At 36.7% G+C, this 20,665-nt stretch carries 20 protein-coding genes; 4 read left to right on the top strand and 16 right to left on the bottom strand.

Going from position 1 to position 20,665, the window contains the following annotated elements:
* Nucleotides 1–23: 23 nt before the first annotated feature.
* Nucleotides 24–1,367: an aminotransferase-like domain-containing protein gene (locus tag ACFQZ1_RS23720; protein WP_377884616.1), complete on the bottom strand. Its 1,344-nt coding sequence runs from the start codon at nt 1,365–1,367 to the stop codon at nt 24–26.
* Between the two features lie 125 nt (nt 1,368–1,492).
* On the opposite strand from ACFQZ1_RS23720, the gene ACFQZ1_RS23715 reads away from it, so the two are divergent.
* The gene (locus tag ACFQZ1_RS23715; RefSeq protein WP_377884614.1) at nt 1,493–2,425 is read left to right on the top strand and encodes a DMT family transporter; all 933 of its coding nucleotides are present in this window, start codon (nt 1,493–1,495) and stop codon (nt 2,423–2,425) included.
* Nucleotides 2,426–2,632: 207 nt separating this feature from the next.
* Here the strand turns inward: ACFQZ1_RS23715 and ACFQZ1_RS23710 are convergent, their stop codons facing one another.
* The 5 genes from ACFQZ1_RS23710 to ACFQZ1_RS23690 form a co-directional block, all read right to left on the bottom strand.
* Nucleotides 2,633–2,848 carry an alpha/beta-type small acid-soluble spore protein gene (locus ACFQZ1_RS23710; protein ID WP_377884613.1) on the bottom strand — a complete coding sequence of 72 codons (216 nt, stop codon included), beginning with the start codon at nt 2,846–2,848 and terminating at the stop codon, nt 2,633–2,635.
* 545 nt (nt 2,849–3,393) lie between these two features.
* Nucleotides 3,394–4,470: a class III poly(R)-hydroxyalkanoic acid synthase subunit PhaC gene (gene phaC, locus ACFQZ1_RS23705; RefSeq protein WP_377884967.1), complete on the bottom strand. Its 1,077-nt coding sequence runs from the start codon at nt 4,468–4,470 to the stop codon at nt 3,394–3,396.
* Nucleotides 4,471–4,539: 69 nt separating this feature from the next.
* Complete coding sequence (locus ACFQZ1_RS23700; protein WP_377884611.1) at nt 4,540–4,959, bottom strand: hypothetical protein; 420 nt, start codon at nt 4,957–4,959, stop codon at nt 4,540–4,542.
* Nucleotides 4,960–5,118: 159 nt separating this feature from the next.
* The gene (locus tag ACFQZ1_RS23695; protein WP_377884610.1) at nt 5,119–5,901 is read right to left on the bottom strand and encodes an SDR family NAD(P)-dependent oxidoreductase; all 783 of its coding nucleotides are present in this window, start codon (nt 5,899–5,901) and stop codon (nt 5,119–5,121) included.
* An 84-nt stretch (nt 5,902–5,985) separates the two neighbouring features.
* Nucleotides 5,986–6,114 carry a hypothetical protein gene (locus ACFQZ1_RS23690; protein ID WP_377884609.1) on the bottom strand — a complete coding sequence of 43 codons (129 nt, stop codon included), beginning with the start codon at nt 6,112–6,114 and terminating at the stop codon, nt 5,986–5,988.
* A gap of 234 nt (nt 6,115–6,348) precedes the next feature.
* Between ACFQZ1_RS23690 and ACFQZ1_RS23685 the strand changes: the two genes are divergently transcribed.
* Nucleotides 6,349–7,254 carry a LysR family transcriptional regulator gene (locus tag ACFQZ1_RS23685; RefSeq protein WP_377884608.1) on the top strand — a complete coding sequence of 302 codons (906 nt, stop codon included), beginning with the start codon at nt 6,349–6,351 and terminating at the stop codon, nt 7,252–7,254.
* Between the two features lie 69 nt (nt 7,255–7,323).
* Here the strand turns inward: ACFQZ1_RS23685 and ACFQZ1_RS23680 are convergent, their stop codons facing one another.
* The 5 genes from ACFQZ1_RS23680 to ACFQZ1_RS23660 form a co-directional block, all read right to left on the bottom strand.
* Nucleotides 7,324–7,800: a 2,4'-dihydroxyacetophenone dioxygenase family protein gene (locus ACFQZ1_RS23680; RefSeq protein ID WP_098309852.1), complete on the bottom strand. Its 477-nt coding sequence runs from the start codon at nt 7,798–7,800 to the stop codon at nt 7,324–7,326.
* Nucleotides 7,801–7,974: 174 nt separating this feature from the next.
* Entirely contained in the window at nt 7,975–8,763 is a 789-nt protein-coding gene (locus tag ACFQZ1_RS23675; RefSeq protein ID WP_377884607.1) for an SDR family NAD(P)-dependent oxidoreductase, read from the bottom strand.
* A 381-nt stretch (nt 8,764–9,144) separates the two neighbouring features.
* A complete protein-coding gene (locus ACFQZ1_RS23670) occupies nt 9,145–9,279 on the bottom strand; it encodes a hypothetical protein (RefSeq protein WP_268865323.1) in 135 nt (44 codons plus the stop codon).
* 60 nt (nt 9,280–9,339) lie between these two features.
* A complete protein-coding gene (locus tag ACFQZ1_RS23665; protein ID WP_377884606.1) occupies nt 9,340–10,629 on the bottom strand; it encodes an MFS transporter in 1,290 nt (429 codons plus the stop codon).
* Nucleotides 10,630–10,644: 15 nt separating this feature from the next.
* The gene (locus ACFQZ1_RS23660) at nt 10,645–11,700 is read right to left on the bottom strand and encodes a TauD/TfdA family dioxygenase (protein ID WP_377884605.1); all 1,056 of its coding nucleotides are present in this window, start codon (nt 11,698–11,700) and stop codon (nt 10,645–10,647) included.
* A gap of 482 nt (nt 11,701–12,182) precedes the next feature.
* Here ACFQZ1_RS23660 and ACFQZ1_RS23655 point away from each other — a divergent pair, with 482 nt between their 5' ends.
* Nucleotides 12,183–12,386, top strand: coding sequence for a hypothetical protein (locus tag ACFQZ1_RS23655; RefSeq protein ID WP_377884604.1), 204 nt, complete (start codon nt 12,183–12,185; stop codon nt 12,384–12,386).
* A gap of 608 nt (nt 12,387–12,994) precedes the next feature.
* Complete coding sequence (locus ACFQZ1_RS23650) at nt 12,995–13,768, top strand: SDR family NAD(P)-dependent oxidoreductase (RefSeq protein WP_377884603.1); 774 nt, start codon at nt 12,995–12,997, stop codon at nt 13,766–13,768.
* A 107-nt stretch (nt 13,769–13,875) separates the two neighbouring features.
* Here ACFQZ1_RS23650 and ACFQZ1_RS23645 read toward each other — a convergent pair whose 3' ends face one another.
* The 5 genes from ACFQZ1_RS23645 to ACFQZ1_RS23625 form a co-directional block, all read right to left on the bottom strand.
* Nucleotides 13,876–14,823, bottom strand: a complete 948-nt coding sequence (locus tag ACFQZ1_RS23645; RefSeq protein WP_377884602.1) for an alpha/beta hydrolase — start codon at nt 14,821–14,823, stop codon at nt 13,876–13,878.
* A 198-nt stretch (nt 14,824–15,021) separates the two neighbouring features.
* Nucleotides 15,022–16,020, bottom strand: coding sequence for a TauD/TfdA family dioxygenase (locus tag ACFQZ1_RS23640; RefSeq protein WP_377884601.1), 999 nt, complete (start codon nt 16,018–16,020; stop codon nt 15,022–15,024).
* A gap of 424 nt (nt 16,021–16,444) precedes the next feature.
* On the bottom strand, nt 16,445–17,734 hold the full coding sequence (locus tag ACFQZ1_RS23635; RefSeq protein ID WP_377884600.1) for an MFS transporter: 1,290 nt from the start codon (nt 17,732–17,734) through the stop codon (nt 16,445–16,447).
* Nucleotides 17,735–17,845: 111 nt separating this feature from the next.
* Nucleotides 17,846–18,901 carry a TauD/TfdA family dioxygenase gene (locus ACFQZ1_RS23630; RefSeq protein ID WP_377884599.1) on the bottom strand — a complete coding sequence of 352 codons (1,056 nt, stop codon included), beginning with the start codon at nt 18,899–18,901 and terminating at the stop codon, nt 17,846–17,848.
* A gap of 33 nt (nt 18,902–18,934) precedes the next feature.
* Entirely contained in the window at nt 18,935–20,470 is a 1,536-nt protein-coding gene (locus tag ACFQZ1_RS23625; RefSeq protein ID WP_377884598.1) for a long-chain-fatty-acid--CoA ligase, read from the bottom strand.
* Nucleotides 20,471–20,665: the final 195 nt, after the last annotated feature.

The raw sequence follows: 20,665 nt of genomic DNA, 5'->3' as shown, positions 1-20,665 counted from the left end.
AGTTATGATAAACCTGTTTTGATTTATATACGTTTCATTTCATCAATAATCTTACATATTCCCTCTTCAATCATTTCTTCCTTTACATTCGACACATTCAATTTCAATATTTTTTCTTTCGGAAACGAAGATAAATAATTTTTATCAATCGAATCTAGTAATACATTATTTTTTAGCAGCCTTCGAATAAGTGGCTGAACGATAACATTTTTATCTAGCGTAATGTGTGTATGAATACAAGGAAAATTCACATCGTGATATTGAAATAAACGTTTATTTACAACGTTACATTCTTTCAAAGAAACAGCTAATCTCTTGGATCTTTCATAATAGGAAGCGCGAATTTTTTGTTTATGTCGATCAAACATCCCGCTTTTTATGTAAACCTCTAAAGCTGCTTGGGAAATCATCGAACTATCGATATCTAGTAATTTTTTATATGTAAAGAAAATTTCCGTTAAACAGTTAGGTATGACTGCAACACCAACTCGGAGTCCAGGAAAAATAATTTTGGAGTAACTCTTCAAATAAATAACATGAGAAGAATTATCATAACTATACATCGGATCCGCTTTAGCATCTCTTTCTAAATCCACTAAATAATCATCTTCCACGATAAACACATCATATTTCTTCGCTAAACGGACAATAACTTCCTTTTCTTTCTTAGAATACGATGTACCTAACGGATTATGAAACCGCGGCATCGAATAAAAAAATTTAATATCTTCTGTTTGAAATATACGTTCTAATTCGTTTAAATCTATCCCTTCCGCTGTTCGTTCAATTCCAATAACAGGGATGTTGTGCGTTTCTAAATACTCGATAAATAAATGATAACTCGGTTGTTCAATTAAAATCGTTTTCTTTTTATTTGGAAACGGGATAGAAGTTAACAAAGACAGCGCTTGCTGCACGCCAGATGTAATAAAAATATTCTCTTCATTCGTAAACACTTGGTAATTCGTTAATTGCCTTTGAACAACTCGAATTAACGATGGCAACCCTTTCGGAGTCCCGTATATAAATAAGTCATTTTTATATGTATCAATTGCTTTATTGATGCAATGCTGAAAATCTAAATACGGAAAAATATCTGGATCAGGTGCAGAAGTTGCGAAATCTATTACACTACTACGACTAACATGAAATTCGTTTGTTTTTTTCACAACATAATATCCGCTTTTCAAAACGGAGTATATCATATGCCTTTTTTCTAATTCTTGAAGTGCACGAATAATTGTACTTTTCGTGCATTGATAACGTGCACTTAAAAATCGAATAGAGGGTAATTTATCACCTTCTTTTAACTCCCCATTTTGAATTAACTTTTCTAAGTCACTAAAAACGATTAAATATTTATACACACTTACACCTCTATATATTTCTGTACCGGTACAGATGGTATTTATTTGTATTGTAGCACCCACAAGAAAGCATTACCATTTACATATACTGGCCAGTAAGAAAATTGATGATACGAGGTGTAAATATGACACAAACAAAAAAAGCATACGCCGCAGCCATTCTTTATACATTCATTATTGGTTTTTCATTCATGTTTGTAAAACTCACCCTTACGATTACAGGGCCATTAGATACATTAGCTCATCGATTTATCATTTCTTTTCTTGTCGCATCAATTCCAGTAATATTCGGTTTTGTCAAATTAAATATCACATTTAAAAACATGCTTTCTATTTTACCAGTAGCAATCCTATACCCAGCTTTATTCTTTATTTTTCAAGCATTTGGATTAGTGTATACATCATCTTCTGAAGCAGGCATTATTCAAGCTACCATTCCTATCTTTACAATGGTATGTGCCTCTTACTTTTTAAAAGAACGAACAACAATTTGGCAAAAACTTTCACTTCTTTTATCTGTATCTGGTGTCATCTACATTTTTGCTACGAAAGGATTTGGTTCTCATACTACTAGTTTTATCGGAATTATACTCATTCTCTTATCAGCATTATCGTCAGCTGGTTATAACGTTCTAGCACGAAAGATGACAAAACAATTTCGATTAGTTGATGTAACATACATGATGACTACAATTGGGTTTGTTTGTTTTAATGCACTGTCTATCGGAAATCATATTGCTGCGGGAACGATAAATTTATATTTTCAGCCCTTTACAAGCCCATTATTTCTAGTTTCAATCTTATATTTAGGGATACTCTCTTCGTTATTAACAGCATTTCTATCAAATTACGCTTTATCCATTATGGAAGCGTCAAAAATGAGTGTATTTAGCAATGTATCAACTTTAATTACGATGTTCGCTGGTGTAATCTTCTTGCAAGAAGATCTTGCATACTACCATATCATCGGGGCAATCATGATTATTCTCGGTGTATTAGGTACAAACTTTTTAGATAAAAAATTCATGTTAGCGAAGAAGAAAAATGTTAGTATGTAAAAGAAAAAGCCTGTTTTGAAAATCATCAAAACAGGCTTTTAACTACTTTATTGATAAAAATGGATTTCAAAAAAATTATAACGTTACAATAATTACTTAATTATGGATTTCAATGAAGTAGAATATAGGGAGGGGACTTTAAAATCTTAACTTACTATGTGTACGGCAATCCCCCCTAAAATAATAAAAGAGAAAGCAAACGTCATTTTAGTGAATTCTATATTGTCCAGCTAGCTTTTCTTCGCCCATTCGTACTAAGCGTTTTGTAATTTCTCCACCAACTGTTCCGTTTGCGCGTGCTGTTGTATTTGGACCGAGTGTGATCCCAAATTCACGTGCAATTTCATATTTCATTTGCTCAATCGCGCTCTTTGCGCTTGTTATAAGAATTTCATTGGTATGATTATGTTCTTGAATATTCATCTTTAGCACCTCCATTTTATTGGTAAATAATGTGCTCATATTCCAGATAAATATGCATATCCACAAAAAAAGTATAAAACCTGCACTTTATGTAAATTTATATTTTTTAAAACTAATTAACCAGATTTTTTAGAAGGAGATTTTGATAAAGAATCTATGAATTGTTTTTTAGTAAAATGGTAAGTTCGGTGAGTGTAATAAACTTTCGCAGTAGCAAGATTATCACAAAGGGAACACTTAATTTGAAACGAAGCTTTGCTAACATGGGGGGTTTCTAAAAATAGTAATGTTTCTTTCATGTGTGTAGTACAGACCCACATAATTTCACCCCTTCATTAATATTTTACAGTAACAGTTACTCTCAAAGTGAAAAATGAAAAAATCTTTACTTTGTGGAGTTCACTTTCTTCTTAAGATTATCTCTTCTAAATAAACACTTACATTATGATTTATGGACTAAAGGTCTTCTAAACTAATAGAATTTAGCTTTTCACAACTTCTGCAGGTTAAGAATATAGACTATCTTATTCGAACATTGTTTACAATTAACTGGACCGTTCTTCCAGCCAATCTCCAATCGTTGGATAAGTTATTTTTGAAGCTTTACTTCCAAAAGCAATAGACGTATGTCCAACAGGTAAATTTATATATTGTTTATCTTTACTTGATATGTGATTCATCAATGCTTCTACTTGATGTGGTTGAGCAATAATATCGATTTCACCTGATAAGTTGAGCACATTAGCAGTGATTGCCTCAAGTTTAACCTGACGACCACGAATAACCAGTTCCCCTTTAATCAGCTTGTTTTTTTGATAAAAATCGCTAATCCACTGATGATAGGCTTCACCTGGAAATGGAATGCCGTCGTTTAACCATTTTTGCAAAAGCTTAAAATTCTTTACGAACCTTTCATCTTCAGCACGATCGAAAAGACTAACATATGGCCCATAAAAGTTTGCCATCGGTTTGAGTAATTTGTTTCCAATGTCAATCATTTCAGGTGGAATATTACCGAGTGTTTCGACCACTTTATCAATATCAAAATACCGTTCATTTAGCATAGCACCGTATAGACCTGTTTCTTCAAAATCAAAAGGAGTTGTCATAAAAATAAGGTTGCGAATCGGCAATTCAGGGTGCAGCGCCGCAAATATTGATGTTATCGTACCACCCATGCAGTAACCAAGTATGGACACCTCATCAGCTTTAGACTTTCGCAATACTTTACGAACCGCACGTGGGATGTAGTCCATAATATAATCATCTAATTTCATATTTTTATCTTCGGGGCCGGGTGTCCCCCAGTCAAGGAGATAGACATCAAAATTACGATTAACTAAATATTCTACTAAACTGCTACCCTTTGTTAAATCCATAATATATGGTTTATTAATCAGTGCATAAATCAATAGAATCGGAGTTTTATGTTTTTTGCGTTGATCAGAAATATATCGATAAAGCTTCGTTTTATTCCTAGTCCAAATAACTTCCTTCGGTGTTGGACCTACTTTGGGCCCGGCATCCAATGTTAACACTTGAGTTGCACTTTTTACACGTCTATACATCTGTTGATACTCCTCAGTTAACATTCCGATAAACTCTTCGTATTCTTTTGTCATAAGAACACTCATGACTTCACCCCTTATATAATTAGTAATAGACTTAAAGATTTGTTTTTTCTGTATCACTTATACAGTACCTTTTGTACTCACATCTTTTTGAGATTTTAATAAGGTTATAATTTGATTCAGTTTAGTATCAAGACTCTTCATTTCCTTTTTTAAATTTACCATTTCAAGTTGCAATTCCGCTGAATCTCCTTGATTATCCTGAGTTTCTTGTATAAATTCTTCTAAATCATCAACCTTTGCATCTATATTGACAATCTGAGAGGAAATATGCGCAAGGTCATCCCGTGTTGGTAGATTAACAAATTCATAAAAACGTTCTGTTGTGTCATTCATCATTTTTTTGAATTGAAGATTCATCTCCAACATCTGTCCTATCCCTTGAGCAGGAAACTCTTTAGTCACTTGCTCATCCCAAAAGTTGCTATACCGGGAGTAATTATCTTTCCAAATTTGATAAAAGTTAAAGTTTTGGGCCACCTTTTCTCCTCCTATTACCTGAATAATTTATTAGTTGTCATATATTTATAAAGATATTCCCTTGATTCTGTTAAGAGTTACAAGTATTTTTTTGAATTCTACCGTTAGAAGTGGAACCACCTAAAATAAATCACCAACAATACCATAGTCTGTTATTTTTTACACTTTTTGCTCGAGAAGTTTTCGAGTATAGATGGTTACCCATTTCCTTGGCAGTAGTCCCACAGATTTAGCCATGAGTTTATTTTTAAAGCCCGGGATGATTACCCTTTTATTCTTCATTAACCCTTCAAAGCCGCACTTGGCAACCATTTGCGGATCCAACATGTTCTTATTAAACACTTTCGTTCCTGCTCCAGCAAATTGCTGCGTGAGCGGTGTTTTGGTAAAGCCAGGACATAATACGGAAACTTGAACCCCGGTTCCTTTCAGTTCTTCCGCAATCGCTTCCGAAAAGGATAAGACGTACGATTTGCTTGCTCCATACATCGACATCCGTGGAACTGGCTGAAAGGCCGCTAGTGAAGCCACGTTTAAAATTTTTCCTTGCTTTCGTTTCACCATGTCATCCGTAAAAAGTCTAGTTAAATACGTAAGCGAAATCATATTGAGCTGCAGACATTCCATTTCTTTCTGAATATCCATTTCCGTCATGAGCCCGAACCCGCCAGCTCCAGCATTATTAATCAAAATATTGATGTCAATTCCCTCGTTTTTCAAATGGCGATGCAAGCTCTCTACCGTTGTAAAGCTGCTCAAATCGCCGGCAAAAGTATTTATTTGTATGCCATAATCCTTTTTAAAATTCTCGGCTTGTTGTTCCAGCAACGTTGCGTCTCTGGCCACTAAAACCAAGTTATAACTATGGCTTGCGAAAATTTTAGCAAATTCCAAACCGATTCCTTTTGTAGCACCTGTAATTAAAACCGTTTCTGTTGACATCTGTCTCCTCCCCATGTATTATTTATCCAGTTACGAAATAAGAAAGCGCTTTATTCACACCTTAAACGCCAGATTCAGAATCTGTTACGCCAATGCTAGGACAAGTGCTCGTTTCCCTAATACTTCGATTTCTTTCACAACTTTTTCGTGACCCTCTATTCGACGTGAACATACTACAACGTTTGCATCTTCTTCTGCCCATGTGAGTATCATTAACTTCCATTAATCGCCCTAAACTATTACCACCTTCAGCAACTATTTCTTCCTGTCCTGTTAAATCAAACAATTGTTTTGATGACATTCTAAACCCTCCTTTATATCGAGAATATTCTAAAATTTCCAAATATTATTATTGTTTTGATTATACTCATAAATTATAATTAAATAAAATTAAAGATTTTAATTTGTAAGTAAGTATTACTAATATTCAAAAAAAGGGGTACAGTCATGAATATTGAGCAATTACTATATATTATTGAAGTCTCAAAGCACAGTTCTCTGACTATTGCAGCACAGAATCTTCATGTGACCCAATCCACAATCAGTCAATCCATTACCAGCTTAGAAAAGGAGTTAGGGATTAAAATTCTTAATCGCTCCCGTGGACACGGTGCTGTACCAACAGATGAAGGTAGAATCATTCTAAAACTCGCCTACGAAGTACTGAAAAAAATTGAAGAAATTAAAGAGACAGCCAACTCATTCAATTCCTTGGATGTGGGGGAACTAAGATTATCTTCTTTACCCGGATTGACGACGTTTCTGGTAAAAGCTATAGCCGCTTTTAGACAAGAATATCCACATGTGAATGTGGAGGTGTCCGAAAAAAGTGGATCTGCTGTGATTGAAGATATTCGACAGCATAAGACCGACATCGGACTAATTACATATTCAGCCGATTTGAACATAAACATGGAAGGAATAGCTTTTGAAACACTATTTGAAGGGCAACAGAAAGTGTATGTTTCTAAGCATTCTCCCTTAGCGTTTCTTGGTACCATAGCTCCGCATGATATACTTGATCAAACTCTCGTTACATATAACGGTGAATTTATGCAGTATTTTGTTCAAGATTTCTTTAACAAATATAAGCCCTTAAAAATCCTATTTACGTCAAATAATATGGACGGGGTTCTCCAAGCCATCATTGAAAGTTTAGCTATTACATTTGCTCCTGATTTCGTAATGAAAAATTATCCCCCTGTCATCAATGGTGATATCATTCCGATTGATTTGATGAATCATAGGACTGTAAATATTTCTTTAGGGTTGGTTCGATCAGAGAATAAACATTTATCCACTTTCGCCAACAAATATATTCATTATCTAAAATCCAAAATTATTACGAGTTAAGAAAGAAAAAAAGAGAAGCACCTTCGTCGCATGTGAACGACTGGCTTCTCTTTTTTACGAATCTATCTTTTAAAATTTTGTCACATCTACAGGTTCAATTCCTTCAGCCGCGCAATGGTCATGGTATTTTTTCAGGAATGACTCAAAATTATCTCTGGCAATAATTTCTCCATTCTCACCTAAATAGTCTAATGTTCCTTCAACAATATTCAACGTAATAACTTCTTCATCCCCTACAGCCTGAGGTGTATGTGAGGAGCCAGCTGGTTCATAAACGACATCACCAGCTTTAGAGATCCAAGGATCCTCAAGATATCTCCAAGAACCTTGGACGGTATAAACAATAACTGTACCAGGATGAAAATGAGCGGGAAGCTGCATAGCCGCAGGAACTTTTAATAGCGTAACCGTCTGTCCTGTCACCGGGTTGGCTTTAAGCAATTTAAATTTTGCATCTCCAAAATAAGGAATCCAAGGCAAATCGTCTGGACAAATATTATTGGCATGGAATGCCGTTACCTCTTTTACACTTTTTACGTTACTCACTTCTATCCCCTCTTTCAATTTTTTGAAATCCGCATATTGATAACGTTTACAATAATAAGTTAATTGAATATTTCGAATTTATTATTTTCAGTATATTTATAATTATCAATTAAGTAAAATTATTATTTTTAACATATAATTAAATTTTATTAATTTACGCTATCAACTTGATAGTTACTTAGCGCCAAGTCCCCCATCAAGAGTCAATATTTGTCCTGTACAATAATCAGAAGCTGCTGAAGCAAAATAAAGGACTGCTCCTACTAAATCATTGTCTCTACCTAACCTTCTCACTGGAACTTGGGAGGCGATAATCGGGCCAGCCTTATGTACAAGTGTTCCCGGTATTTCTGGGTTATTCATTCCAGTAGTGAAAACTCCAGGAGCAATGGAATTCACATGCACTCCATGGCGCCCCCACTTAACTGCAAGATCCTTTGTTAAAGTCATAACTGCACCCTTACTTGTTGTATATCCTACAGAATCTACAGCTTCTGGGTCAGTACCTTTAAAGCCGATTGAAGAAGAAATGTTAATGATTTTTCCATATTCGTTGTCTATCATATGTCTTCCTACAGCCTGACACATTAAAAATGTTCCTGTCACATTTGTATCGAGCATAGATTGCCATTGTTCTAAAGGCATATCCGTAGCAGGCGTTTCAAAAACTGTTCCGCTACTGTTGATTAAAATTTCGATTTTTCCAAAATGAGAAACTGCTTTCTCCACACCTTGAACGATAGATTCAGGAACTGTTACATCCAATGATACGGCAAGTGCTTGTCTTCCTAACGCCTCGATTTCTTTCACAACTTCTTCGCAAACCTCTATACGACGTGAACAAACTACCACGTTTGCTCCGGCCTCAGCCAACGCCAGTGCCATTACACGCCCTAACCCGCTACCACCTCCGGTAACCATTGCTGTCTGTCCTGTTAAATCAAACAATTGTTTAGATGACATTCTAGATCCCCTCCTGAATTAAGAATATTCAAAATTTTTAAAACATATTATGTTACTGATTATACTCATAAGTTATAATTAAATAAAATTAAAATTTTTAATGTGTAAGTAAGTATTACTAATATTCAAAAAGGAGTACAGTCATGAACATTGAACAATTACTATAAATATGGACGGAGTTATGCAAGACATCATTGAAAGTTTGGCTATTACACCTGCTCCTGATTTCATAATGAAAAATTATCCCCCTGTCATAAAGGGGGAAATCGTTCCGATTGATTTGGTGATTCACAAGCTCTTACATATTTCTTTTAGTTTGGTTCAAACAGAGAATTCCCTGCTTTTTTGCTACCTACGAAACTCCAAATTTTGTTATACAAACTATTTTACTTCATCTTCTACTTCAATATGATCGTCAGAGTAAGTCTCGGACATCCTCTCTTGACAATTCCAGCACTCACTGCGATTTCGCTCCATAATAGCTAATTCTTCATGACAATATACACAACGATCCATTTATGCAACCTCCTTTTCATATTTACTTATTTCTTTCCCTCCTCGATCCATCAATGATTTTTAAATACTTACTTGCTCCTCTGCTTTTATTGTTGTGTGACTTTGCTTCGCGGGACGTACAACAATCAAAAACAATAATCCGATAACGAACATACCTAAAGAAGTTACTTGAAACCCATAACGATATCCCGTTGCCTCAGTCGCTGCATATTGGATAAAATACCCGAATACGAGCGGAGCAATAATACTTGTTGAGCTTGCAAGAGCAACGTAGGCCCCTTGTGCTTTTCCGATGTTTTTGGGAGAAAAAAAGTCCATCAATATTGCGGGTGCGAGTGAAAGAATGACATAGGCGAAACCTGGAGCAAGGGTGAAGAACAGGATGGATATAGCACTTGAATTTACGGCATTTGCCAAATATACACAAAGAGCAGATAGCACCATCATGGAACCAGCAAGATTTACTCGTGCTTTACGAATATCACCAGTTTTGCGGTAAATCCAATCTGATAGCATAGAAAATCCAATTTGGCTAATTGCAGCGAAAAGAAAAGGTAACGACACAGCTAATTTTAATGTTTGATTATCAAAATGTTGAACTTTGGTAAAGTATGCCGGAAACCATATCGCTTGAACAGACAATAACCAATAGGCACACCCTCCACACAAAATGATAAAAACAAAATTTTTAGACAAAAGATGCGGAAGAAACTGACGCCAAGAAACCTTAGAGAGGGTTGATGAATGCTGCTCCTCTTGATGAAAAGAAGGCAACCCGATTTCTTGTGGACTGTCTTTACCGAAAATGACCCATAAAACTAATACAATAAGTCCAACAATCCCCATGGCTATAAAAGCAGATCTCCATCCATATTGATTGATCAAGGAGATTAATAATGGTGAAGCAATTGCAGGCCCAATTGTTGCTCCACAGAGAACAGCGCCAAAGCCTATACCATGTCTATGTTTTGGGAACCATTTTCCCACTATAGCCGTTGATAGAGCAGGAGCTGCGCCTTCACCTGCTCCCAAGAGCATCCTTGTAAGCACTAGCAGGGACAGACTGGAAACAAAAGGTGTAACAAATTGAACAGTCAACCATATCAGTGACATCCAAGTTAACATTTTTTTCGTATTTTTGGAATCGGCCATGCCCCCAATAATGATAGAGGAAAAGGTGAAGAACCAAAAGAAGGAACTTCCCACCAATCCCCATTGGGAAGGACTTAAATGTAACTCTTTCATTACGGGAACGGAAACCAAACCAATGACAATTTTATCAACTTGGTTGATCATACCAGAAGCAACTAGAAATAATAATATTATCCAAGAATATTTTGGGGTGTTCAATATAAAAATCTCCCCTTACCTTAAGTTTTCTACAATACCACCAGCTGTTTTTCCACGTACGGGAATACCACCACGACCTGCTTTACCTGTCTTCTCATCAATAAACATCGCAAAATCAGGTGCAATTTCTCGGCCATTTGGCATCGTAAGCCACAATCTTAGTAAATGACGTTTGTGTTCCGGTTCTTCATAATCTTCGTATACAGTACGTGAATGAAGAACGGTATAATTATTAACAAATTGCATATCACCCGGTTCCATCATCATATCAATATGCATGTTTTCATCATGAAGGAGGGAGTCCATTAAGTCATATGCTTCAATTTCAACTTGTGACAAATGGATACCTGTTTTCGCTTGTGCTGATTCGACATATCCGCGATTATATCTGCAGCTCAATTTACCTTCGTAATAACTAAAAACTGGTGATGAATATACAGGAGATTCTCCTGGTGCTTCCTCACCACGCCGATCCAAGAAATATGGACGATAGAGAATTCCAAGATACTCTGGGTATTTCTCAAGAATTTCATTATAAACAGCCATAGAACTTACGATACTACTGAACCCTCCAGATTTAGCTTTTCGAAGACTTAATAATCCGACTACGTCAGATCCATCTGGGTGAAAGGGAAGATGTGCATTCGTTTGGTAACCGCGTACATTTGAATCATTAATGTTGAGACCTTGATCAATGACATGCCCTAAGAGGTCACCTTTTGCGTTTTGCGTTACCGGAATACCTAGATGAAGTCCGAGACCCCAATAAATGATGCTCGCTTCCTCATCCGTATACCTTTCCATTGGTAATCCACGTATTAATAGGAAACCCCTTCCATCCTCTAGCTCTTCAATAAAATAAGTAATTTCGTCAGAGAGATCCGGAATTGGAAAATCCGCCTTTTTAAAATGAGGTGCTTTTAAACCCTTTTGTTTAACATGATATAAAGCGTTTTCAAGAGATGCGATCGTTTTCTCAGACAAGTAATAAACCCATGAATCATCTTTAACTAGATCAATACCTTTCCACGCTACTGCTCCTTGAATTTTTTCCTTTAAAATGGACGGCATAGGTACTCCTCCTTCCTTTTCTAATACAACTTTTAAAGTTTCTCATTTGTTTTCTTAAGTAACTCCTTTAAAAACTCCACTTATCTAGGAAGCTTGTACTAAATCAGCTAATCCTGACAGAATCAGTCATTTATGTGCAAGTTTCGATGAGATAACACTGCAGCCTTTGCTTCATCGGTTATTCCTAATGTGTATAGAATTACTGCAAGCCTTCCTAATGATGAAAGTGCTCTCATAAATATGATAGCTTGTTACCTAATAAAAGAGCGACTCCATCTCCCTTCTCAAATTCTTTGTCAGATAAATTATAACTTTTTAAGTGCTATCCCCCTCCTTCATCTGCATGAAAGCGCTTTAAATAACAACTATTACGACTGTGTCAATTGTTATTTAATTCATTATATTCATAATTTTCAGTTAAATAAAATTAAAAATTTTAATGTGTAAGTAAGTATTACTAATATCCAAAAAGGGGTACAGTTATGGACAGTAAACAATTACAACATATTGTTAAAATCACAAAACACAGCTCTCTATCTACGGTAACATGGAATCTTCCTATGACCCAATTCACGATCAACCAGCCCATTGCCAACTTAGAAAAGGAATTAAGACTAAAAATTTTTAATTGCTCACAGGCATACGGTGCTGTACAAACCGGTGAAGATAGAATCATTCTAATCTAATACTTGTAAATCTCAAGGAAACAAAAGAAACGGCCTACTTACTCAATTCCACGAAAGTAAGTGAACTAAAAATATTTTCTGGCCCCAGACTGATAACATTACTAGTAAAAGTTAGAGTCGCTTTTAGACATGATTATCCATATGTAAATCTGCAGATTTAGTGCTTCAAATTTTGTCATGTATCTCTCCTCCTTTCCTCAATAAAGTGAAAGTGGGGGCTTTCTTTATCTTCCACTGATGGAAAGCTCTCACCAATCGGGCTTTTACGGGCAGTTATTCTCCCCTATCTTCTTCGCTTCCCTCAACCTTGAGGTGGCCACGAATAGCAGGATAAACGAGAATAGGAGTGCGCTTATCCTCTTGAAGAGCCTATTCAATCGTACAAGAAAAATAAAAGACCCATACATTTTACTAAGGTATCGGGCCTATTTTATTTACAAAATAGTTTTTTTTATTTTATATTAGTAGTACTTAATTACAAATTAAAATTTTTAATTTTATTTAATTATAATTTATCTGTAGAATCAAAAATAGAAATGATTTAATATTCCGAAAATTGACTTTCAAGTTTGGTCTTTTACGGTTAAATCAAAACAGGAGGTTGAACTATGGACTTAAAGTTATCTGGAAAAAAAGCACTGATTGTTGGAGGAAGCCGAGGAATTGGTAAAGCTACTGCTCGCCAATTGGCTCTAGAAGGTGTAGATTGTACGATTTGTTCAAGAAACGAATCCTCACTAAAAATCGCTGCAGAGGAATTAGCTCAAGAAACAGGCAGAAATATTTATCCAATTGTGGCAGATACCACTGATCCTGACTCTATCCTAAATTTAATTGAAAAATCCGCAGCAGCAATGGGAAGCATTGATATTTTAATCAACAGTGGGGCCCGTGTTGGCGGCTTTGAGCCAGAGGATTTTAATAGTATTAAAGATGAACTTATTTTGAAAGATTTTGAAGAAAAGTATATGGGCTATTTTCGTTGTATGCGAGCTGTAGCTCCTTATATGATAGAAAATAATTGGGGACGTATTATAAATATAAGTGGTCTGGCTGCTAGAATTGGCGGCAATTATTTTAGTTCCGGTCCACGTAATGCATCTGTTGTCCATTTAACAAAATCCGCATCATTGGAATTAGGAAAGCACGGAATTAACGTCAATGCTGTTTATCCAGGGATTGTCGATACGGAAATGTTTAGAAACCGCGTCACTAACGAAGAGGCTGTGCGTCAGATGGCAGCACTCAATGCACTCGGTCGCTTGATTACAGTAGAAGAAATTGCTAATGTCATTACCTTCCTAGCTTCACCTTTGGCAGCATCGATTACTGGTGATGTCATTTCAGTAACCGGCGGAATTGGAGAAACCGTTTTTTACTAAAAAAGCTAGGATCGATATTGTAACTGTATCGTAGATTACCGATAATAGTGTATTTAAAAAACGAGCCTCACTAAAAGCTGAGGCTCATTTTTTAGAACTTTTTAATTTCAATCTATCTCTATAGTATATTTAGCAGCATTCAAGAACTTGTCAATCTTAGAAACAGTTGATTCAATGTTCTTAGAGAAAATAGCCATGTGTGCAAAAAAGCCGTGGATCATACCAAGCTCACATGCATATTCAACTTGCACACCAAATTTTTTCAGACGTTCAGCATAAGCCATTCCTTCATCCCGAAGCACATCATTTTCTGCTGTAATCACGATTGCTGGCGGAAGACCACTTAAATCTTCAGCAACCAAAGGAGCAGCGTATTCATTATACCTGTCCTCATCATTCCTTAAATAATGATCACGGAACCAAATCAGCTGTTCGCGATCCAGACCAAATCCTTTTGCAAATGTTTGATGGGATTCCGTATTAAACTCAAGATTTGTCGCAGGGTAGATTAAGACCTGTGCAGCGATGTCGGGACCTTTTCTGTCTCTCGCCATCATAGTTACTACTGTCGCTAGATTTCCACCTGAGCTATCCCCTCCGACTGCCAATCTAGTAACATCTCCGTTAAAGGAGGGCCCTTTTTCATAAACCCATTCCAATGCCGCATATGCGTCTTCGACTGGAGTCGGGAACTTATACTCTGGAGCAAGACGATAGTTTACAGATACAACAATACTAACCGTTCTATTTGCTATCATTCGGCAACTTGCATCCATCACTTCAATGTCTCCTAGAACCCATCCTCCACCATGGTAGTAAATAAATATCGGGAAAGGACCTTGCCCCTCCGGTATGTATACCCTACATTTGATTTCTTCGTCTTTGCTTACCGGTATCATCAAGTTCTCTACCTTTGAAACTGGATCTAATTTTACAGCAGGGCGCGGTGCATTGGACAACATATCTCTTACTGCCTTAGGATCCATCTCGTGAATAGGCGGCATCTGATTATATGCTTGTAAATATTTTTCTGCTTGCAGATCTAAATTTGCCATGAAACATCATCCTCACTTCAATTTATTTTAAAATTAACTCGGCTATTTCTTAAACCTTGATTTCGATCCTGAAACGCTCACATTCACTTCATCATAAAAAAACATACAATGGTGATTTTATTCACCTTATTTCGATGAATAAAATCACCATACAACTTGATATAAGAGACATTGGTGATTAACGTCACCACCAGCTTTTTATCTAATTACAGGGGCTCCTCCGATATAAAACTCGAAATCCGGGGCAATTTTTCGGCCATTTGGCATCATGAGCCACAATCTTAATAAATGACGTTTGCGGTCATCTTCTTCATAATCTTCAAATAATGTACGTGAATGATAAACCGCATAATTATTAACGAATTGCATATCACCTGGTTCCATCATCATATCAATATGAAAGTTTTTATCATGAGTAAGGGAATCTATAAAATCAAATGCTTCGATTTCCTCTTTCGACAAAGAGATACCTGTTTTCATTTGTGCTGATTCGACATACTGGCGCATATATCTGCAGCTCAATTTACCATCGTAATAGCTAAATATTGGTGATTGAACTACCGGAGATTGACCTAGTGCTTCTTCCCCACGAAGATCATGGGCAAATGGACGATAAAGAATTTCAAGGTACTCTGGGTGCTTCTCCAGAATTTCATTATAGATAGACATTGCACTAGCGATACTGCTTAAACCACCAGATTTCGCTTTGCGAAGACATAGTAATCCGACCACATCAGCAAGATCTGTGTGATAGTCAAGATGCACATTTGTTTGGTAACCTCTTACTTTTGTATTATCATTAAAGTCTTTACCTATGTTTTTGATATGTCCTAAGAGGTCCCCATTTTTGCTTTGGATGATTGGCAGTCCCAAGTAAAGTCCGAGACCCCAGTAAATGATGCTTGCTTCTTCGTCAGTATACTGTTCCATTGGCAATCCGCGAATCAATAGAAAACCTCTCCCATTCTCCAGTTCGTCGACAAAGTATTTGATTTCGTCAGCAAGATCAGGAATTGGGAAATCCTCCTTTTTAAAATCTGGTGCTTTTAATCCCTTTTGCTGAACATGTAATAATGCCTTATCAAGAGCAGCAATCGTTTTTTCGGACAAATAATAAATCCATGAATCATCTTTAGCTAGTTCAATACCTTTCCATGCTGCACGCCCTTGAATTTTTTCCTTTATAATGACTGACATAAATATTCCTCCTTTATTCATTTGGTTATTTTCTTACTTGATATGACCGAATTTTTTAGCGTTAAGAATGAAGAAAAGCGAAACATCTTAATCGCTCTTGGGCCCGGACCTCTCGCTATCTCCGAAAACATTAATAGCGTCTACATAAGTTTTATGACTGAATATTTTGAATTTTCTTTCCTTTAGTATACTTATAATTATAAATGAAATAAAATTGTTATTTTTAATTTATAATTAAGTTGTATTAATATATACCGTCATCCAATCTCACAAACTAACTCTTTCAAAAGAACTAAGTAATAGATTCATTGATCAAATGATTAATGAACTTAATTATGGTCATCTTTCCTCAATTTGTTATATTCACTAACTGAGAATATCCTTCGTTGAAGTTATAACTATCCCCTAACATGCTGTATATCTTTTAAATACTCACTTGCTCCTCTGCTTTTATTGTTGTATTGCTTTGCTTTGCGGGGCGAACAACGATCCAAAATAATAATCCGATAACGAACATACCCAAAGAAGTTACTTGAAACCCATAACGATATCCCATTGCCTCAGTCGCTGCATATTGGATGAAATACCCAAATACGAGCGGGGCAATAATACTTGTTGAACTTGAAAGAGCAATGAACGTCCCTTGTGCTTTTCCGATGTTTTTGGGAGAAAAAAAATCCATCAATATTGCGGGTGCGAGTGAAAGAATGACATACGCAAAACCTGGAGCAAGAGTGAAAAACAGGATGGATATAGCAGTTGAGTTCACAGTATTTGCCATATATACACAAAGTGCAGATAGCACCATCATGGAACCGGCAAGATTTATTCGTGCTTTACGAATATCCCCAGTTTTGCGATAAATCCGATCTGATAGCATAGAAAATCCAATTTGGCTAATGGCAGCAAAAAGAAAAGGTAACGACACAGCTAATTTTAATGTTTGACCATCAAAATGTTGAACTTTAGTAAAGTATGCTGGAAACCATATCGCTTGAACAGACAATAGCCAATAGGCACAACCTCCACATAAAACGGTAAAAACAAAATTTTTAGACAACAGATGCGGAAGAAACTGACGCCAAGAAACCTTAGAAAGAGTTGATGAATGTTGCTCCTCTTGATGAAATGAAGACAATCCAATTTCTTGTGGACTTTCTTTACCGAAAATGATCCATAAAATGAGTACAATAAGTCCAACAATCCCCATGGCTATAAAAGCAGATCTCCATCCATATTGATCGATTAAGGAGATTAATAGTGGCGAAGCAATCGCTGATCCGCCTGTTGTTCCTAACAGAACAGCACCAAAACCTATACCATGTCTATGTTTCGGGAACCATTTTCCCATGATAGCCGTTGATAGAGCTGGAGCTGGACCTTCGCCTGCTCCCAAGATCATTCTTGTAAACACTAGCAAAGACAAACTAGAAACAAAAGGTGTAGCAAATTGAACAATCAACCATATAAGTGACATCCAAGTTAACATTTTTCTCGTGTTTTTGGAATCAGCCATGCCGCCAAGAATGATAGAGGAAAAGGTAAAAAACCAAAAGAAGGAGCTTCCCACCAATCCCCATTGTGAAGGACTTAAATGTAACTCTTTCATTAGGGGAACGGAAACCAATCCAATGACAATTTTATCAACTTGGTTGATCATACCAGAAGCAACTAGAAATAATAATATAATCCAAGAATATTTTGGAGTGCTCAATGTATAAATCCCCCTTAATTTGACCATCAAGGGAAAACCTTTTCCTGAAATCTGAAAAGGTGCTCCCCATCACATGAATCAACTGTATAAGTCTTTCAGGTTTAAGCCCAATTACTTCAAGTTTTCTATAATACCACCAGCCGTTTTTCCACGTACGGGAATACCGCCGCGACCCGCTTTACCTGTTTTTTCATCAATAAACATCGCGAAATCAGTTGCAATTTCTCGGCCATTTGGCATCGTGAGCCACAATCTTAGTAAATGACGTTTGCGTTCCGGTTCTTCATAGTCTTCGTATTGAGTACGTGAGTGAAGGACAGTATAATTATTGACGAATTGCATATCACCTGGCTCCAACATCATATTAAAATGCATTTTTTCATCATGAAGGAGGGAATCCAGTATGTCTAACGCTTCAATTTCAACTTTTGACAAATGGATTCCTGTTTTCGCTTGTGCTGATTCTATAAATGTACGGACATATCTGCAGCTCAATTTGCCATCATAATAACTAAAAATTGGTGATGTAAATACCGGAGATTCACCTGGCGCTTCCTCACCACGACGATCAAAGATGAATGGACAACAGAGAATTCCAATATACTCTGGGTACTTCTCAAGAATTTCATTATAAACAGCCATGGAACTTACGATACTACTAAACCCCCCAGATTTCCCTTTTCGAAGGCTTAATAATCCGACGACATCAGATCCATCTGCGTGAAAAGGAAGATGGAGTTTCGTTTGGTAACCGCGTACATTTGAATTTTCTAAGCTAAGACCTTGATCAATGACGTGCCCTAAGAGGTCACCATTTGCGTTTTGCGATACCGGAATACCCATGTGAAGTCCGAGACCCCAGTAAATGATGCTCGCTTCTTCATCCGTATATCTGTCCATTGGTAATCCACGAATTAATAGGAACCCCCTCCCATTCTCTAGTTCGTCAACAAAGTAAGCAATTTCGTCAGAGAGATCCGGAATCGGGAAGTCCTCCTTGTTAAAACCAGGTGCTTTTAACCCCTTTTGTTTAACACAAAATAAAGCGCTTTCAAGAGATGTGATCGCTTTCTCGGACAAATAATATACCCATGAATCATCTTTATCTAAATCAATACCTTTCCACGCTACTGGTTCTTGAACTTTTTCCTTTAAAATAGATGACATACATAATCCTCCTTCAATAATATGGTTAGTTTCTTACTTAACTTCAAGCAATTGTCTTAACTCTCTGCGCAAAATTTTCCCTGTTGAGTTCTTAGGTAACTCTTTAGAAAATTCCACTTGTTTAGGAAGCTTGTACTTCACCAGCTTATCCTGACAGAATCGAATAATGTCATTCATGGTGATCTGCTCATCATTAACTACGACATAAGCTTTTACGTTTTCTCCGTATTCTCCATCAGAAACTCCGATTACGGCCGCCTCTATAACAGCAGGATGTTGATACAGAACTTCCTCCACTTCACGAGGATATACATTGTATCCACCAACAATAATCATGTCCTTCTTTCGATCAACGATGTAGATGTATCCTTCTTCATCCATTGTTGCTAGATCACCAGTGTAAAACCATCCATCTATAAAGGCAGCTGATGTAGCTTTCGGCATCCTCAAGTATCCATTCATTACATTTGGCCCTTGAACTACTAATTCTCCGACTTCTCCTCTTGGCAATTCTTCTCCTTGCACATTGACAATTTTGCTCTTGACGCCTGGTATGTCTAGACCGATAGATCCTGGCTTGCGGGTTCCATTTAAAGGATTAATAGCAACGAGAGGAGAAGTTTCCGAAAGCCCATACCCTTCCAAGATAAAAACGTTGTACTTATTTTCAAATTTTTGTAGCAGCTCGACCGGAATCGAGGCACCGCCAGAGATACACAAGCGAATGGATGAGAAATCTTCCGCAGTGGATTCAGGAAATTGAAAGATAAAATTGTACATCGTAGGAACTCCTGCAAACACTGTTGCCTTTTTTTCTCGAATGGTACGGACCACATCAAGAGGGCTGAATTTAGGTATAATCAGGACAGTTGCCCCGCAAGCAATTGGCGCATTCAAACAAATAGTCATACAGAAAACATGAAACATTGGTAGAACAGATACTACACAATCTTTATCATGGAGTTCAATTAATTCTGAAATGGCGTCAGCATTCGAAGCCAAATTCCGATGCGATAACATCGCACCCTTTGGTTTCCCTGTTGTTCCTGATGTGTATAAAATGACTGCAAGGTCCTCCTGATCAATGAAAGGGCTTAGGCAAACTTTGAAAGAGCTTAGGCAAACATTATTGCTTGTTTCCATCAGATGCTCCCATGTACATTCCTGATCCTCGGCATCTGTATAAATGACTAGCTTTAGATTTTTCAATTGTTCCCTTACTTCTGATAACTTCGGTTCTACCGATATGTGCGCAATAACCGCTTTAGCTTGACTATCGTCTAAAATGTAGTTGATTTCCTCTTTGGTATACAAAGGATTCATCGGAACAACAAATGCACCTATTCGTAAAATGCCGTAGTACGTAATGAGAAATTCAGGGCTATTTCCTAATAAAAGAGCCACTCCATCTCCCTTCCCGATTCCCCGGGCAGACAAACCAGCAGCCAATCGATCTACTTGCTGATTTAGTTCTTTATAAGTAACACTTTTATCTCTATAGATATAAGCGATACTGTCTGGGAAATTACTTGCACTTCTTTTCAGATTTTCGTCTAAATTATAACTCATTAAATGATCCCCCCTTTTACTCACGTAGAAGCATTTAAGCAGCCACTATTATGAATATTCAAAATATTATTACAATAAGTATACTCATAAATTATAATTAAATAAAATTAAAGATTTTAATTTGTAAGTAAGTATTACTAATATTCGAAAATGGGTGCAGCCATGATGGAAGGGAGGCCTTCAGCATATGTGGGA

Source organism: Bacillus sp. CGMCC 1.60114, from assembly GCF_042676365.1.
Lineage (GTDB): Bacteria > Bacillota > Bacilli > Bacillales > Bacillaceae_G > Bacillus_A > Bacillus_A rhizoplanae_A.
Note: the sequence above shows the minus strand (reverse complement) of the source record. Positions and strands in the feature narration are given on the sequence as shown.

What these genes read in the sequence shown, in the direction of transcription:
- ACFQZ1_RS23640 (WP_377884601.1), bottom strand. Translation starts at nt 16,020, where the DNA reads ATGTCAGTCATTATAAAGGAAAAAATTCAAGGGCGTGCAGCATGGAAA.
- ACFQZ1_RS23710 (WP_377884613.1), bottom strand. Translation starts at nt 2,848, where the DNA reads ATGAATATTCAAGAACATAATCATACCAATGAAATTCTTATAACAAGC.
- ACFQZ1_RS23660 (WP_377884605.1), bottom strand. Translation starts at nt 11,700, where the DNA reads ATGCCGTCCATTTTAAAGGAAAAAATTCAAGGAGCAGTAGCGTGGAAA.
- ACFQZ1_RS23690 (WP_377884609.1), bottom strand. Translation starts at nt 6,114, where the DNA reads ATGATACTCACATGGGCAGAAGAAGATGCAAACGTTGTAGTATGTTCA.
- ACFQZ1_RS23625 (WP_377884598.1), bottom strand. Translation starts at nt 20,470, where the DNA reads ATGAGTTATAATTTAGACGAAAATCTGAAAAGAAGTGCAAGTAATTTC.
- ACFQZ1_RS23650 (WP_377884603.1), top strand. Translation starts at nt 12,995, where the DNA reads ATGGACTTAAAGTTATCTGGAAAAAAAGCACTGATTGTTGGAGGAAGC.
- ACFQZ1_RS23645 (WP_377884602.1), bottom strand. Translation starts at nt 14,823, where the DNA reads ATGGCAAATTTAGATCTGCAAGCAGAAAAATATTTACAAGCATATAAT.
- ACFQZ1_RS23695 (WP_377884610.1), bottom strand. Translation starts at nt 5,901, where the DNA reads ATGTCAACAGAAACGGTTTTAATTACAGGTGCTACAAAAGGAATCGGT.
- phaC (WP_377884967.1), bottom strand. Translation starts at nt 4,470, where the DNA reads ATGACAAAAGAATACGAAGAGTTTATCGGAATGTTAACTGAGGAGTAT.
- ACFQZ1_RS23715 (WP_377884614.1), top strand. Translation starts at nt 1,493, where the DNA reads ATGACACAAACAAAAAAAGCATACGCCGCAGCCATTCTTTATACATTC.
- ACFQZ1_RS23685 (WP_377884608.1), top strand. Translation starts at nt 6,349, where the DNA reads ATGAATATTGAGCAATTACTATATATTATTGAAGTCTCAAAGCACAGT.
- ACFQZ1_RS23670 (WP_268865323.1), bottom strand. Translation starts at nt 9,279, where the DNA reads ATGGATCGTTGTGTATATTGTCATGAAGAATTAGCTATTATGGAGCGA.
- ACFQZ1_RS23675 (WP_377884607.1), bottom strand. Translation starts at nt 8,763, where the DNA reads ATGTCATCTAAACAATTGTTTGATTTAACAGGACAGACAGCAATGGTT.
- ACFQZ1_RS23630 (WP_377884599.1), bottom strand. Translation starts at nt 18,901, where the DNA reads ATGTCATCTATTTTAAAGGAAAAAGTTCAAGAACCAGTAGCGTGGAAA.
- ACFQZ1_RS23655 (WP_377884604.1), top strand. Translation starts at nt 12,183, where the DNA reads ATGGACAGTAAACAATTACAACATATTGTTAAAATCACAAAACACAGC.